The 15,523-nt window shown below is 57.5% G+C and carries 14 protein-coding genes; 7 read left to right on the top strand and 7 right to left on the bottom strand.

Annotated elements, in window-relative coordinates:
* Positions 1-56: 56 nt before the first annotated feature.
* Together ada and DXH95_RS02250 are read right to left on the bottom strand one after the other, a co-directional pair.
* Positions 57-1,076 carry a bifunctional DNA-binding transcriptional regulator/O6-methylguanine-DNA methyltransferase Ada gene (gene ada, locus DXH95_RS02255; protein ID WP_115547835.1) on the bottom strand — a complete coding sequence of 340 codons (1,020 nt, stop codon included), beginning with the start codon at positions 1,074-1,076 and terminating at the stop codon, positions 57-59.
* A 1-nt stretch (position 1,077) separates the two neighbouring features.
* Positions 1,078-1,545 (bottom strand): DUF1203 domain-containing protein, encoded by a 468-nt coding sequence (locus DXH95_RS02250; protein WP_115547834.1) that lies wholly within the window; start codon positions 1,543-1,545, stop codon positions 1,078-1,080.
* A gap of 104 nt (positions 1,546-1,649) precedes the next feature.
* On the opposite strand from DXH95_RS02250, the gene DXH95_RS02245 reads away from it, so the two are divergent.
* Entirely contained in the window at positions 1,650-3,812 is a 2,163-nt protein-coding gene (locus tag DXH95_RS02245; RefSeq protein ID WP_115547833.1) for an FdhF/YdeP family oxidoreductase, read from the top strand.
* A 2-nt stretch (positions 3,813-3,814) separates the two neighbouring features.
* Here the strand turns inward: DXH95_RS02245 and DXH95_RS02240 are convergent, their stop codons facing one another.
* Positions 3,815-4,483 carry a dienelactone hydrolase family protein gene (locus DXH95_RS02240; RefSeq protein ID WP_338061698.1) on the bottom strand — a complete coding sequence of 223 codons (669 nt, stop codon included), beginning with the start codon at positions 4,481-4,483 and terminating at the stop codon, positions 3,815-3,817.
* Positions 4,484-4,517: 34 nt separating this feature from the next.
* Positions 4,518-6,146 carry a tetratricopeptide repeat protein gene (locus tag DXH95_RS02235; RefSeq protein ID WP_181883537.1) on the bottom strand — a complete coding sequence of 543 codons (1,629 nt, stop codon included), beginning with the start codon at positions 6,144-6,146 and terminating at the stop codon, positions 4,518-4,520.
* A gap of 439 nt (positions 6,147-6,585) precedes the next feature.
* Between DXH95_RS02235 and DXH95_RS02230 the strand changes: the two genes are divergently transcribed.
* Genes DXH95_RS02230 through DXH95_RS02210 form a run of 5 tightly spaced genes read left to right on the top strand, consistent with a single transcriptional unit; the run spans position 6,586 to position 11,499 of the window.
* Positions 6,586-7,152, top strand: a complete 567-nt coding sequence (locus tag DXH95_RS02230) for a F0F1 ATP synthase subunit delta (protein WP_115547830.1) — start codon at positions 6,586-6,588, stop codon at positions 7,150-7,152.
* Positions 7,153-7,155: 3 nt separating this feature from the next.
* A complete protein-coding gene (gene atpA, locus DXH95_RS02225) occupies positions 7,156-8,685 on the top strand; it encodes a F0F1 ATP synthase subunit alpha (protein ID WP_115547829.1) in 1,530 nt (509 codons plus the stop codon).
* 12 nt (positions 8,686-8,697) lie between these two features.
* Positions 8,698-9,576: a F0F1 ATP synthase subunit gamma gene (locus DXH95_RS02220; RefSeq protein WP_115547828.1), complete on the top strand. Its 879-nt coding sequence runs from the start codon at positions 8,698-8,700 to the stop codon at positions 9,574-9,576.
* A gap of 27 nt (positions 9,577-9,603) precedes the next feature.
* A complete protein-coding gene (gene atpD / locus DXH95_RS02215; RefSeq protein WP_239016515.1) occupies positions 9,604-11,196 on the top strand; it encodes a F0F1 ATP synthase subunit beta in 1,593 nt (530 codons plus the stop codon).
* Between the two features lie 48 nt (positions 11,197-11,244).
* Positions 11,245-11,499, top strand: a complete 255-nt coding sequence (locus DXH95_RS02210; RefSeq protein WP_115547827.1) for an ATP synthase F1 subunit epsilon — start codon at positions 11,245-11,247, stop codon at positions 11,497-11,499.
* 66 nt (positions 11,500-11,565) lie between these two features.
* Here the strand turns inward: DXH95_RS02210 and DXH95_RS02205 are convergent, their stop codons facing one another.
* The 3 genes from DXH95_RS02205 to DXH95_RS02195 all read right to left on the bottom strand — a co-directional run bounded on the left by DXH95_RS02205 (position 11,566) and on the right by DXH95_RS02195 (position 13,707).
* The gene (locus DXH95_RS02205) at positions 11,566-12,183 is read right to left on the bottom strand and encodes a hypothetical protein (RefSeq protein ID WP_115547826.1); all 618 of its coding nucleotides are present in this window, start codon (positions 12,181-12,183) and stop codon (positions 11,566-11,568) included.
* A gap of 181 nt (positions 12,184-12,364) precedes the next feature.
* Positions 12,365-12,817 (bottom strand): DUF6265 family protein, encoded by a 453-nt coding sequence (locus DXH95_RS02200; protein ID WP_239016514.1) that lies wholly within the window; start codon positions 12,815-12,817, stop codon positions 12,365-12,367.
* On the bottom strand, positions 12,814-13,707 hold the full coding sequence (locus DXH95_RS02195) for a DMT family transporter (RefSeq protein ID WP_115547825.1): 894 nt from the start codon (positions 13,705-13,707) through the stop codon (positions 12,814-12,816). The genes DXH95_RS02200 and DXH95_RS02195 overlap by 4 nt, the downstream gene beginning before the upstream one ends.
* Before the next feature lie 206 nt (positions 13,708-13,913).
* On the opposite strand from DXH95_RS02195, the gene DXH95_RS02190 reads away from it, so the two are divergent.
* A complete protein-coding gene (locus DXH95_RS02190) occupies positions 13,914-15,452 on the top strand; it encodes a TadA family conjugal transfer-associated ATPase (protein ID WP_115547824.1) in 1,539 nt (512 codons plus the stop codon).
* Positions 15,453-15,523: the final 71 nt, after the last annotated feature.

Below are 15,523 nucleotides of genomic sequence, written 5' to 3'. Positions count from 1 at the left end.
CAATAGCCGCGAATCCGGGCTATGACGGAAGTTATAGCATGGGGATGCGTGCCGGGTCAGCCAGCACCTTCCCGCTCGAGCAGCTTTGCTTTTCGCTCCAGACCATAGGCATAGCCGCCAAGACTGCCATCGGTTCGCACAACGCGGTGGCATGGGATCAGCACAGCGACATTGTTTGCACCGTTGGCCGAGCCTGCCGCGCGCACTGCCTTGGGCTTTCCAACCGCTGCCGCAATGTTTGCATAGGTCCGGGTTTCTCCAATCGGAATGCGACGCAGTTCCTGCCAAACCGCCTCCTGAAACGCCGTGCCTGCTACGTCCAATGGCAAATCAGGCATCCGTGCCGGGTTTTCGACGGCCGCCACAGCCCCCGATATCATCGCACTGGTCGTCGCATCGGCTGGCAGGATGTGCGCTTTTGGAAAGCGCGCTACCAAGGCTTGCTCGTCTTCGTCGAAGGACAAACGGCAAATCCCCTTTTCCGTTGTAGCGACAAGCATTTGACCAAGCGACGTGTCGACCACCGCCCAGCGTATGACCACCCCTGCCCCGCCATTTTTCCATGCGCTTGGCGTCATCCCCAAACGTCCTTTCGTGTCTTCGTAAAATCGGCTGGGGCCCGAATAGCCTGCCTCGTAAATGGCATCGGTCACCCGCGCTTCCGTCGCCAAGGCAGACTCCGCCCTTCCTGCCCTCTCAGCGCGCGCAAAGCTTGCTGGCGTTACACCGGTAGCGCGCTTGAACAGCCGGTGGAAGTGATAGGGCGCATAGCCAACGGCTGCTGCCAGTTCTTCGAGAGCCGGTGGCGCATCGGAGCGGAGTAACTTCAAGGCTTTCGTCACGGCGATTTCATCTCGCGCCACATCATCGGGCAGGCAACGTTTGCACGGCCGCAGCCCGGTTTGCTGCGCCGCTGCGCCATCCGCAAAGAAGCGCACATTGGCGCGTGCAGGGTGCCGGGCTGCACAACTTGGGCGGCAATAGATGCCGGTTGTCAGCACGCCGGTTACGAAGCGCCCATCAAAGGCACGATCACGGCGCTGTACGGCATTCCATGCGGTGTCGGGGTCGATCATCTCAGTTTCGTTCTATTGCTGCCGAAAAGCAGCCATGCGCGGCGTTGTGCGCATGGATATAGGCGATTTCAGCGCTGTCGAACAGTTCGCGAATTCGCATGTCCGCCTGTCCGGGAAGCGCCAGTGCCGCATTGCACAGATTTCCGTCGGCATCAAAGCCGCGCAATCCAATCGGACGGCCTTCAAACACCGGTGGTGTCTGATCGACATATTCTGCCGCATCTGTCGCTTTTTCCCGAACATAGACGGCGTAGGCAGATCGATACGGCGTAGCGACGTCATGGCTGACATGATGGAAAAGGATGAGGTTCTCTCCCTCCTCTGCATCCTCAAGAGAAACGCGGCAAGGAAAGCCCTTGCTGGCCGCTGCCTTTACGCGGCGAGCGTTGATCTGGGCCAGTTGTGCATCATCCATTTCGAACAGGTGAGCATATGCGACTGGCGATAGTCCTGTGATCTTGTAAGTCATGTCATGTCCTTCTTTGGTCGTTCTCTGCTGAATAAGCGCAACCAAAAAACGCCGCGTCCCGTATCTTGCTTTCAAAGTCGGTCATCTGTCTCTATTCCAAAAGCATGACCAAACAGACAGTCGGCGGCGGCCCAAAAAAGGTCCTATATGCGCTTGCAACAGCGCGGCGTATCGGCCTCAAAAACAGCGCCAAGGCGCTCACCTCGCATAATGCCTGCAAGGCGTGCGGGCTCGGTATGGGCGGTCAACGGGGCGGGATGGTCAACGAACTGGGTGAATTTCCAAGCGTCTGCAACAAGTCGATCCAGGCGCAATCAACCGATATACAGCAGCCGATCCCGATCGAAGTTCTGACCCATAGCCTTGATGACCTGCGCGAACTCGACGGCTATGAACTCGAGCATCTTGGAAGGCTGGGCACGCCGATTTACAAACCTGCAGGCAGCGACCGCTATCAGCCGGTCGAGTGGGACTGGGCGCTCGACCATGCAGCGGCGCGGTTGCGGGATATCGACCCGAACTGCAGCTTCTTTTACTCGTCAGGCCGTTCATCAAACGAGGCTGGGTTTGTCTTCCAGCTGCTCGCCCGCGTCTGGGGCACGAACAATGTCAACAACTGCTCCTATTACTGCCACCAGGCAACGGGCGTCGGGCTGGACACCACCATAGGCACAGGCACTTCGACCGTCGAACTGGCCGATTTGGGGCTGGCAGATTTTCTGCTGGTCATTGGCGCCAACCCCTCCTCCAACCACCCGCGCTTCATCCACCAGTTAAAAGGCGTGCGCGAACGTGGGGGTGATGTGGTGTTCATCAATCCCGCCAAGGAACCCGGCCTCATCAAATTTGCCGTCCCCAAAAGCGCGCGCTCTATGTTGACCGGCGGGACAGAGATCGCGTCAGACTATCTGCAACCCCGCATCGGCGGCGACATAGCCTTGCTCAAAGGACTCGCAAAAGCCGTGCTGGCTCTAGGCGCTGAAGCGACCGAATTCATCGCCGACCACTGCACCGGCTTTGCCGAATGGCGCGCCGATATCGAACGGCAGGACTGGACCGAAATCGAGGTTGCGGCGGGAATATCACGCGCAGACATCGAACGCGTCGCGGCACTTTATGCCAGCGCCAAAAATGCGGTGTTTGCCTGGGGCATGGGCGTGACGCATCATGTTCACGGATCGGATACGGTCGAATATATCGCCAATCTGGCGCTGCTGCGCGGGATGATCGGTCGCCTAGGCGCAGGACTTCTTCCCTTGCGCGGACATAGCAATGTGCAGGGCATTGGTACGATCGGGGTCAAACCGGTACTGGCCGACGACGTTATAGTCGCGATGGAGCGGGCCTTCGATTTCAAACTGCCCCGAAGCAAAGGCTACGACACCATGGCCGCGATGAAGGCAGCCGAAACAGGTGATATCGATGCTGCGATCATCATGGGCGGCAATTTGTTTCAAGCGAACCCGCAATCAGGATGGGCGCGCACCGCGATGGATCGGATCGGATTCAAGCTGTTCCTGACGACAACGATCAACCGCGGCCATATCGAAGGCGTCGATGCGGGCGAGAGCCTGATCCTGCCCGTCACCGCGCGCGACGAAGAATGGCAGCCGACAACGCAGGAATCGATGTTCAACTTTGTCCGACTTTCCGACGGCGGCATCGACCGGCTCGACAATGTCCGGCCCGAGGTGACCATCCTGGCCGATCTGGCATCCCGTTTGTTGCCCGACTGCCCGATTGATTGGCAGACGTTCAAGCAGCACCGGACCATAAGGGAAGCAATCGCCAAAATCGTTCCGGGTATGGAGCCGCTCGCCGACATCGATGTCGCCAAACAGGAATTCCACATCGCCAACCGCTTGCTCCACACCCCCGCCTTCCAGACGGCAGACAGCAAGGCGCATTTCGTCACCCGACCAACACCCAAACCGCACGATGCGCCCCTGATCCTGACGACGGTGCGATCGGAAGGGCAGTTCAACACTATCATCTACGAACGCACTGACAGCTATCGCGGCGATGCCGACCGGTGGACGGTCATGCTGTCACCCGCAGACATTGCCGCACACGGGCTGAACGATGGGGGCACCGCTACGCTGGTTTCGGCGCAAGGCCGAATGGAAGGAGTGACGATCAAATCCTTTGATTTGGCCAAAGGCAGTGTGATGGCCTATTATCCTGAGGCCAATATATTGACCGGCACCAAAATCGACCCGCGTTCAAAGACACCTAGTTTCAAGGCAACGCCCGTCTGGTTTGAATAAACCTAGCCGCCGCACGCCTTAAAGAGCGCCAGCGTGCGTTCCCTTGCCAACTCCGAACTCGGTTCATGATAATCCTTGCGCCGGTCGCTATTAAAGCCGTGATTGGCGTCGTAGACGAAAATCTGCGCGGTCGGGTGCGCCTTTTCGATCAGCGCCTCAACGCCCTCCATTGGTATGCCCTGATCGAAGCGTCCGAAATGGGCGATGGTCGCACAGCGCGGGGCCGGATCGGCAAAGATAGTCGGAACCATGCTGCCATAATAGCTGCTCGCGGCCGCCAGATCGGGGCTGATCTGCGCCATCCGCCATGCGACCGAACCGCCATAGCAATAGCCGGTGATAAAGACCGGACCATTGTCTTTCAGCGCATCTATGCAGGTCTGCGCGTCGGCGAGCGACTGATCAAAAGGATGCAGCTTACGCGCCAGTTCAACCGCGCGTTCGAATTCCGGGCCGGTATAGTCGCATTCGAACCCCGGATGCTCGCGGTCGAACAAGGCGGGTGAGAGCACTTCATAGCCGTCCGCCGCATATTCGTCGCACAATTCGCGAATATGGTCGGTGACGCCGAAGATTTCCTGAATCAGGACCAACCCGCCCTTACGCTCACCTCCGGCCTCTGCATGATAGACGGCGATTTCGGCGCCGTCGGACATTTTCATCTTGGTCATTTGGCCCATGTCATTCTCTCCAAGCAGGTGGTGGTCAAGCTGGCTTATCCTTTGCCGCCTTCTCTTCCTTTTCTTCTTCTTCCGCTGTCAAAACCTTGAAATCACACGCCGCTTTCGGATCAGCAATCAGACATTCGTAGCGTTTGAGCAAAGCCCTCGCGATCCGGCGATCGGTGCTGGGATGCGGGGAATATGCCATCGCCTTGGCCAGCGCGGCGGCGGATTTGTTGTCACCCTCGGCCGAGAAGGCCTGTGCCAGTGCAAAGCGGAACGGCGTGTATTGGGGTGAAGTGACATGCGCCTTCGTCAGGCCGTCTACCGCCACTTCGTTCAATGGCTCACCCCTGCGTCGCAGATATTCATAGTAGAGATAGAGCGGATAGGGATCGTCCGGGTCGGCTCGGTTAGCGGCCGAAATCAGCTTGAGCGCCTCTGCCCATAAAGGCTGCGATTGGGCGTTGCGACTGGCTGTCACCACAATTGTGCCGTCGGGATCGGGCGGTGTCACTTTGGCTTCTGCCGCGCTCAATTCGTTGCGCTTGGTGTCGCCACCTTCGAGCGTTTGCGCCTTTTCCATCAACGAAACCGCCTTGACCAGACGGGCTCGGTGGTGGCTCGGGTCCACCGTCAGGGCTTCGGCCGCCGTCGCAATTGCCAGATCATCCTCGTCATTCTGGTAATAGATATCGGCGAGGAACGCCTTCAGAAAGGCTGATTGTGGCTGCGACTTCGCGGCATCTTGCAGAAATCCGCGCAACCGCTGTCGTTCGGTTTTGTCTTCGGCTCCTCCGGAATAGAAACGGATCGACTGGATAATCGCGGCGCTTTCATCTGCCGGTAGCGGAGTCACCTTGATCTTCGCGCGATCATAGTCACGGACATTGGACAATGTCTGGAATTTGAAATTCCGTCCGCGCCAATATTTGTCCAGATCCTTGCGGAGTTGCGAAATGCCACCGGAGAAATTCTTGTTCGCCGCATCGACACTCGGCATCCCATTCTGCACATCTGCCAGATAGCCATCGAATTGCTTTTTGCGGGCGGGATCGAAATTGAGATAATGCGTCAGCAGCCACGATGTCCCGTAAAAGCTGCCAATCCCGGATCGTTCGTTGGGATCGAGCAGCTTTTCCAGATTGGCGATACCGAAATAGTTGATCTCGGCGGTGCGCGATTCGGCATAATTTCCCAGCCGGATATCGCCATTGGGATCCATTTTTGTATAACCATAATATTCGGCAAAGCCTTCGATAAACCAGCCGGGTAACGCGACCGGAAAATTCTGCAGCATGAAATGATGGCTGTATTCGTGGAAGATGACTTCCTCAGGATCGATGCCTTCCTGCTTGTCTGCCCCGGCGTGCCGGCTTCCGCGGGCTTTGGTTTCGCCTGGGACGACTGCAATCGCACCATAAGGCGTGGCTGACACATAATAGCCCTGAACGCCGCTGTTGATGGCGCGGATAATCTCCTGAACCTGGTTCGCGTTCCGAACCCAATAAACCTTCAATCGTCGCCCAGGGCGCTCCTGCGCCACGCCACTGAAATAAGTGAGCAGCATGTTGAACCGCTCAAGTTTGGCGACGAAGTCGACTACCTCCGATTCCTTTTCCTGCGAGTACATTTCGAAATGCTCGCTGGTGGCAACTTTCCATTCGGCCATTGCGGGGGCCGAGAGAGCCAGGACCGATACCGTCGATATCATTTTGATTGCTGATTTGAAGATCACCTACCCGCTCCCCACAAATGCCTTTTAGATCTCCTGCATTTAGGTGCCGGGATGTCAGACGGTCAAGCTGCGCAGAGTAAATAGCCCCTGATAAACCACATGATATGGATTGCGCCTCGCTTTTGAATGGAACGGGTTCGACCGCGATGCCATGACAGGGCTTGCCATTAAGCTGCTTGTCGTCAAAACTGCTCTTACGGTCTTTAATCTGCCCCGCCTCATGACGTGTAAGTGCAGAAGCCGAGAATTCGACGTCAGGCCATCTTGCATCGCAGCAAATCCCCTGCTACCGGCCCGTCGACTTTGCGAAGGATCGATTCCTTCGTGCTTCAGGTCACGACCATATTCCAGTCTGTACAGGGACACGAAACGCGTGGACAATTCCAGCGGCAATCAGGCTAATGTTCAAGCCAGTCTTTCAGGGCGGTATGCCACCGCTTTGTTCGAACTGGCGCGCGAGGCAAAGGCCATCGACACTGTCGAAGCCAGCCTTGCCAAAGTGCAGAAAGCGCTGAGCGAATCGAGCGATTTTGCCGCGCTCACGACCAATGCTTCAATCTCGCGCGATACGGCTAAAAAGGTTGTTGCCGCCATCGCCAAGGCGATGAAGCTGGACGCATTGACCACCAAGACCCTCGGCGTGCTTGCAGAGAACCGTCGCCTTGCCGAAACCGCTGGTGTTGCCCGCGCTTTTGCTGCGCTGGCTTCGGCCCATCGTGGTGAGATCACAGCAGAGGTGACGAGCGCCCACGTATTGTCTGCCGCACAGACCAAAGCCTTGAGCGCACAGCTCAAAGCCCGCGTCGGTCGCGATGTCGCGATTGCCAGCAAAATCGATCCCACGATCCTTGGCGGCCTGACCGTCAAGATTGGAAGCACCCTGATCGACAATTCGATCAAAACCCGTTTGAACTCCCTCGCGCAAGCGATGAAAGGCTAAACCATGGATATCCGCGCCGCAGAAATTTCAAAGGTCATCAAGGACCAGATCGCCAATTTCGGTACCGAAGCCAAAGTGAGCGAAGTCGGCTCCGTGCTTTCGGTGGGTGACGGTATCGCCCGTATTCACGGCCTCGACAATGTGCAGGCTGGTGAAATGGTCGAGTTCGCCAATGGCATCAAGGGCATGGCGCTCAACCTTGAAGCAGACAATGTCGGTGTCGTGATCTTCGGTTCGGACGCTGAAATTCGCGAAGGCGACGTCGTCAAGCGGACCGGCACCATTGTGGACGTTCCCGTCGGCAAGGAACTGCTCGGTCGCGTTGTCGACGGCCTCGGCAACCCCATTGACGGCAAGGGCCCGCTCAAGACCACGCAGCGTAGCCGCGTTGAAGTCAAAGCCCCCGGCATCATCCCGCGCCAGTCGGTGAACGAACCCGTTCAGACCGGCCTCAAGGCACTCGACGCGCTCGTCCCCGTTGGCCGCGGCCAGCGCGAATTGATCATCGGTGACCGCCAGACCGGCAAGACCGCCGTAGCCATCGACACCTTCATCAACCAGAAGGGCGTCAATCAGGGCAAGGACGAATCGAAGAAGCTTTATTGCATCTACGTCGCTGTCGGCCAGAAGCGCTCGACCGTCGCACAGATCGTCCGCGCACTCGAAGAACAGGGCGCGATGGAATATTCGATCGTCGTCGCTGCGACCGCTTCGGAACCGGCTCCGCTCCAGTATCTGGCACCCTATACAGGCGTGACCATGGGCGAATATTTCCGCGACAATGGCATGCACGCCGTGATCGTGTATGACGATCTTTCCAAGCAGGCTGTGGCTTACCGCCAGATGTCGCTGCTGCTGCGTCGTCCTCCGGGCCGCGAAGCTTATCCCGGTGACGTTTTCTATCTCCACAGCCGTTTGCTCGAACGCGCCGCGAAGATGTCGGACGCCAATGGCGGCGGTTCGCTCACCGCGCTGCCGATCATCGAAACGCAGGCTGGTGACGTGTCGGCCTACATTCCGACCAACGTGATCTCGATCACCGACGGCCAGATCTTCCTTGAAACCGACCTTTTCTATCAGGGTATCCGCCCTGCGATTAACGTCGGTCTGTCGGTATCGCGCGTGGGTTCTGCCGCGCAGACCAAGGCGATGAAGAAGGTGTCGGGCTCGATCAAACTCGAACTTGCCCAGTATCGCGAAATGGCGGCCTTCGCCCAGTTCGGCTCGGACCTCGACGCTTCGACGCAGAAACTGCTTAACCGCGGTGCGCGCCTGACCGAGCTTCTGAAGCAGAAGCAGTATAGCCCGCTGCCGTTCGAAGAGCAGACCTGCTCGATCTTCGCTGGCACCAACGGCTATCTCGATGGCATCGCCACCAGCGACGTGACCCGCTTTGAAGAAGCGATGCTCACCGACCTGCGCGCCAATCATGCCGACGTGCTGAAGGGCATTCGCGACAGTCGCGACTTCAGCGACGACAGCAAGAAGGCGCTGGTTGCCGCACTCGACAAGTTTGTGAAGACTTTCGCCTGATCGGATCGTTAGATGGCTAGCCTAAAGGCCCTCAAAATACGGATCAACTCGGTCAAATCGACCCAGAAGATCACTAAGGCGATGAAGATGGTCGCCGCCGCGAAGCTGAAGCGCGCGCAAGAGGCTGCTGAAGCCTCGCGTCCTTATGCCGAGCGTTTGGAGAAGGTGGTTTCGTCCATCGCTTCCAAGGTCACCGTCGGCCCGCAATCACCCAAGCTTCTTGCCGGAACGGGCAAGGACGATGTCCACCTGTTCGTTGTCGCCACCAGCGACAAGGGCCTGGCAGGTGCGTTCAACACCAACATCGTCCGCCTCGCCCGCAAGCGCGCCGACGAGTTGAAGGGCCAGGGCAAGACCGTCAAATTCTACACAATCGGCAAAAAGGCCAAGGACGGACTTGTCCGCTTCTATCGCAATGACATTGTCGAAAGCGTGGAACCCGGCGATCTGGGCAAGCTCGGCTATGACGCCGTCAAAGGCTGGTCGGACGATTTGATCGCACGCTTTGAAGGTGGCGAATTTGATGTCGCGCACCTGTTCTTCAACAAATTTGTCAGCGTCCTGACGCAGGAGCCGACCGAATTGCAGCTGATGCCGGTTGCGCTGTCGAACGACAACGCTCCTGCCGCTGCATCGGCCTCGGTCGAATATGAACCCGATGAGGAAGAACTCCTCGCCGACCTGCTGCCGCGCAATGTTGCCGTGCAACTGCTGCGCGCCCAGCGCGAAAATGCGGCGTCGGAACAAGGCTCAAAGATGACAGCCATGGACAACGCCACGCGCAACGCAGGCGATATGATCAACAAGCTGACCATCCAGTATAACCGCACCCGTCAGGCTGCGATCACCACCGAACTCGTTGAAATCATTTCGGGCGCCGAAGCGCTCTAAGATATCCAAAAGGCAAGGAAGACGAACATGGCTACCGCCCCGAAGAAAACCGCTGCTAAGGCCGCCGCACCCAAGGCAGCCGCAAAGCCCGCCGCTGCAAAGGCTGCTCCCAAGGCTGCCGCAAAGGCTCCGGCGAAAAAGGCCCCCGCTGCCAAGGCAAGCGGCGCAACCAAGCTGAACGTCGCTGGTGCAACCGGCCGCGTTTCGCAGGTTATCGGCGCTGTTGTCGACGTCAGCTTCACCGGCACCTTGCCCGCCATTTTGTCGGCACTCGAAACCGACAATAACGGCAATCGCCTCGTCCTCGAAGTGGCGCAGCACCTCGGTGAAAACACCGTCCGCACCATCGCGATGGACTCAACCGACGGTCTGACCCGCGGCCAGCCCGTGCGCAGCACCGGTGCGCAAATCTCGGTTCCTGTCGGCCCCGCCACGCTCGGCCGTATCCTGAACGTAGTCGGTGAGCCGATTGACGAGCAGGGCCCGGTTGCAACCGATCTGCGCGCACCGATCCACGCAGAAGCACCCCTCTTTGTCGACCAGTCGACCGAAACCGAAATTCTCGTCACCGGCATCAAGGTCATCGACTTGCTCGCACCCTATGCAAAGGGCGGCAAGATCGGTCTGTTCGGCGGTGCGGGCGTCGGCAAGACGGTTCTTATTCAGGAACTGATCAACAACATCGCGAAGGGCCATGGCGGTACTTCGGTGTTCGCCGGTGTGGGTGAGCGTACCCGCGAAGGTAATGACCTTTACCACGAATTCCTCGACGCCGGCGTTATCGCCAAGGACAAGGACGGCAACCCGACCCCCGATGGTTCGAAGGTTGCTCTCGTGTTCGGCCAGATGAACGAACCCCCGGGTGCGCGCGCTCGCGTGGCTCTGTCGGGCCTGACCATCGCGGAATATTTCCGCGACCAGGAAGGCCAGGACGTGCTGTTCTTCGTCGACAACATCTTCCGCTTCACGCAGGCGGGTTCGGAAGTGTCCGCACTTCTCGGCCGTATTCCTTCGGCTGTGGGCTATCAGCCGACGCTGGCAACCGACATGGGCCAGTTGCAAGAACGCATCACCTCGACCAACAAGGGGTCGATTACCTCGGTTCAGGCCATTTACGTCCCTGCGGATGACTTGACCGACCCTGCCCCTGCAACCTCGTTCGCCCACTTGGACGCAACGACCGTTCTTAACCGTGCGATTTCGGAACTCGGCATCTATCCGGCGGTTGACCCGCTCGATTCGACCAGCCGCGTTCTCACCGCTTCGGTCGTAGGTGAAGAGCATTATGATACCGCCCGCCGCGTTCAGGAAACGCTGCAGAAGTACAAGTCGCTGCAGGACATCATCGCCATTCTCGGCATGGACGAGCTGTCGGAAGACGACAAGCTGGTCGTCAGCCGCGCGCGCAAGATTCAGCGCTTCCTGTCACAGCCGTTCCACGTCGCAGAAGTCTTCACCGGCATCGCAGGCAAGTTCGTGCAGATCGAAGACACCGTGAAGTCGTTCAAGGCTGTCGTCGACGGCGAATATGACCATCTGCCTGAAGCTGCCTTCTACATGGTCGGCGGCATCGACGAAGCCGTCGAAAAGGGCAAGAAACTGGCTGCTGAAGCGGCTTGATTTACCTCAGCCCCTCTCGCTTGCGGGAGGGGTAAGGATTGAAAAAACATGGCACTGAATTTCGAACTCGTCACCCCGGAACGCCTCGTTCGCTCAGAAGAGGTCTATATGGTCACCGTCCCCGGCACAGAGGGCGATTTTGGCGTGCTCGAAGGGCACAGCCCGATGGTCTCTACGCTGCGCGCAGGCGAGGTGGCGATCTACAAGACGCAAGGGGCAGCGCCCGAAACCATCGCGCTCGATGGTGGTGTGGCCGAGGTCAGCGAAAAAGGCCTGACGATTTTGGCTGAAAAGCTGGGCTGACACCGGCCCAATCGCAAAATTTTCAGCCTATAAGAGGCCTGCATTCGATTGAATGGCAGGCCTTTTTCATTGCACCACAGTGAGCGGAATGTCGCATTCCTGTTTGTAACGCGCAGTCTTTTTATCCAGCATTTTGCGCAATTTCGGGATGGCATCCAATCGGTTACGCATCGCGGCGATCGGCAACATTCCCCTCGCCAGTTTTTGCGTCGCTCGAAATTGGTCAGGTGCAGACTGAATGTCCCACGCCAGCGCATCATAGCCTTGTCCGAAGGCGAGCAGATGGTCCAATGGCAGCGAGGCCTTACCCGAAATGCTGCCATCCCGGAATTTGTCCCACCACATGTCTGTCGCAAGGCTTGTTGCGCCTAACCGCCGTTCCTTGGGGTCCGTCGAGCGAAACAAATGTAACCAGCTATTTTCCGGTTTGCGGGGCTCGCCTTGTTCTTTCAGAACAGCAAAATTGAAATACAACAGCACGCCAATGTCGCGATCCGCCGGTGGCTTGGATCGCGCTTTTGTATCAAGCTGATGATAATTTATGCTCCATTTTAGCATGGCACCCGGCTGAAACTCGATCGCCGCTTTGGGTTCCCAGCGAAAACTGTCGCGCGACCCCTCGACATGATTGTCTTGTTCGGTGAGATTACGCGACGCAATCCATTCTCCATCACCGGTGTCCATTGTCAGGATGCAAGATCGCAAAATCCCGTAGGATGGGGTTTCTGCGGCCAATGGCGACATCGGCAACAAACAGCCAATCGCCAGACACCGAATTCGCAGGATGTGCATCGCAAATAAATAGCCCGTCGCCCGATTTCAGGCGAGGCTTCTTATGTGCTAGTCAGTGACAATACAGCGTGCGTCAATTCCCCATCATCTCAAAGCTAAAATCGACCACCTTGCTTCCATCCAAAAGCGAAATCTGTACGTTCAGTTTCCGGTCCATGCGCCAGTAGCGGATGCGTTGCGGGTAATCATGGGCCGGATTTTCGAAGACGATTTCTTTCTGATCCGATCTGACAGCCGCAAAACGCACCGGCTTTTGGTCACCCGATATTGCCCAAAAAGCAAGTCTGCCGTCAGCTTCACGCACGATGCGCATATGCTCCCAGAAACCGAGTTTTCCGCCATGTCCTGACCGGCTGGCACCAATCATGATCCCGGCCTTGGGTGGCGTCCAAAACTCGTCCGCCCATTTTTCGCCCTCTATCCGTTCCCACGAACCGGTCATCCATGCTGGAAGGTCCGTTTTGGCGTCGTCGCAGATGGCTGGTGCCGATGCTATCAACAGCAGCGCGGCGAAGATGTTTTTCATGGCCCCATGCCCTCGATTGTCCGCTTTTGGTTTAGCCACATCACCAAACCTGCGCAAACAATCAGCAAGGAACCACCCAATGCCATCGCATCGGGGAAGTGGCGAAACAGCAATGCGTCAATCAGCAACGCCACGGGCAGCTGTATATAAACCGCTTGAGCGGCATCTGCTGCCGTGCTGCGCGTGGTGCCAAGGTAGATGAGCCAATGCGCCGTACTGGCCGTCACAGCGACAATCGCACATCTGGCAATAACGCTGGCATCAGGCCAACCAATCTGGAAAGCCGGCAACCCCGACATATGGCCAGCGGTCGCAACTATGATCAATATCGGCGCGGCCACCGTCGCCAATATCCATTGCAAGGCCATTGGCGATCCTGTGCCCGCAGCGAGGCGATTCAAAATCATCATGGTTGCAAAAAAGAACGCGGCAATAAGCGGAAGGAATGCGGCAGCGCCTGCCTCAGCCAGATTAGGCCGCAGCACCAATGCAACTCCGACCAACGCCAACGCCGTTGCCAGCCATGCAGAGCGCTGCAGATGTTCGCGCAGCAACAAGGCAGAAAGCAACGCGGTAATCACCGGACTGACGAAGACGATCGCGGTCGCCTCTGCCAATGGCAATAGAAACAGGCTGATGAAAAACAGCATTGATGATGCGGCAATGGAAAAGCCCCTGCCCAACTGGATCAGCGGTTTTGACACGCGCAATGCGGCAGGCCCTTGAGAAGCTGTTACAAATGTCGCCAAAAGCGGGACCGCAATCGAAAAACGCAATGCGGCGATTGCAGGTGCCGGCCACAAGCCCGCCATCGATTTGATCGTAGCATCGCCGCAAGTCAGCAGCGCAAACCCGGCAAGCGCAAGGGTGAAGCCGGATTGGTGACGCATGAAGAACTCCGATGGTGGGAAACCGCAAGGCAAGTTATGCGAATTTGCGATGTCAGAAAGCCATCCCTAGCCGCTAAGTTGCCATCATCGAAGCGAATGTTCTGACCTAATGCGCAGCCGTCGTACGTCCACCATTACCTAATTATTCACCATTTCAGGATACCACGCTGGCTCGAACGAAACTCGCAACAGCATATGGGGTTCCAGTGAGCGCATTTGGCAAACGACCGGGATTGAACAATAGTCGTCCTGCTTTCGGCGTCGCCCGCCCGATGTCCGGCGGCGGTGCACCAGCATCCTCTACGCAACGGGCCGAGCCTGCAGCACCTTCAGCCATTCCCGGCGGTGAACAGTTTCCGTCCATCGAATCGCTTGATCTGAATCCTGGTGGCGGCGCTCCGCAGCCGGTTCAAAGTGACGCCATGACACGGCTTGCTGAGCGTGCGGCCGGTTCAGCGGAAGTCAATGCGGGTGGTGAAGGGTTTGAAGCCTCTGTTCATAAGATCAAGGAACAGGTGCTGCCGCGCCTGCTCGAACGCGTGGACCCCGAGGCTGCTGCGACGCTCAACAAGGAAGAGCTAACCGAAGAGTTTCGCCCCATCATCCTTGAGGTGCTCGCCGAACTCAAACTGACACTGAACCGCCGCGAACAGTTCGCGCTGGAAAAGGTCCTCGTCGACGAGCTTTTGGGCTTCGGTCCTTTGGAAGAGCTGCTGAGCGACCCCGATATTTCGGATATCATGGTCAACGGCCCGATGCAGACCTATGTGGAAAAAAAGGGTAAGCTGCAGCTTTCGGGTATCCAGTTCCGCGACGAGGAACATTTGTTCCAGATTGCCCAACGTATTGTGAACCAGGTCGGCCGTCGCGTTGACCAGACCACACCGCTTGCCGACGCCCGTTTGAAGGACGGCAGCCGTGTGAACGTCATCGTACCTCCGCTTTCCTTGCGCGGCACAGCGATCTCGATTCGTAAATTTTCCGAAAAGCCGATTACCATCGACATGCTCAAGGGCTTTGGCTCGATGAGCGAGGGTATGGCTACCGTGCTGAAAATTGCGGGTGCCAGCCGGATGAACATCGTCATTTCGGGTGGTACGGGTTCGGGTAAAACGACCATGCTCAATGCCCTGTCGAAAATGATCGATCCGGGCGAACGTGTGTTGACCATTGAAGACGCCGCCGAACTTCGCTTGCAGCAGCCGCATTGGCTGCCACTGGAAACCCGTCCGCCAAACCTTGAAGGCGATGGGGCGATTACGATCGGTGACCTTGTGAAGAACGCCCTGCGTATGCGCCCTGACCGCATCATCCTCGGCGAAATTCGTGGCGCGGAATGTTTCGACCTTCTGGCGGCCATGAACACCGGTCACGATGGCTCTATGTGCACGCTCCACTCCAACAGCCCGCGCGAATGCCTTGGCCGTATGGAAAATATGATTTTGATGGGCGACATCAAGATTCCAAAGGAAGCGATTTCAAAGCAGATTGCCGATTCGGTCGACATGATCGTCCAGGTTAAGCGACTGCGCGATGGTTCACGCCGCACCACCCAGATCACCGAAGTCATCGGGATGGAAGGCGATGTCATCGTGACACAGGATCTGTTCAAGTTCGAATATCGCGACGAAGATGCCGATGGCAAAATTCAGGGTGAATGGGTCTCAGGCAGTGTTCGCCCTTACACGCTCGAAAAGGCGCGGCAGTTTGGCTTTGACCAGCCTTATCTCGAGGCCTGCCTCTAACTTCAGGCGTGTGATTCAAGCGCATTCGATTCCGCTTGCATCGCTGCATATCGCTGGATTAGCTTGCCCTT

Origin of the sequence: Sphingorhabdus pulchriflava (assembly GCF_003367235.1) — a bacterium.
In the GTDB taxonomy this organism is placed as follows: domain Bacteria; phylum Pseudomonadota; class Alphaproteobacteria; order Sphingomonadales; family Sphingomonadaceae; genus Sphingorhabdus_B; species Sphingorhabdus_B pulchriflava.
The sequence above is the reverse complement of the archived record's forward strand: the minus strand, read 5'-3'. Positions and strand labels throughout refer to the sequence as shown.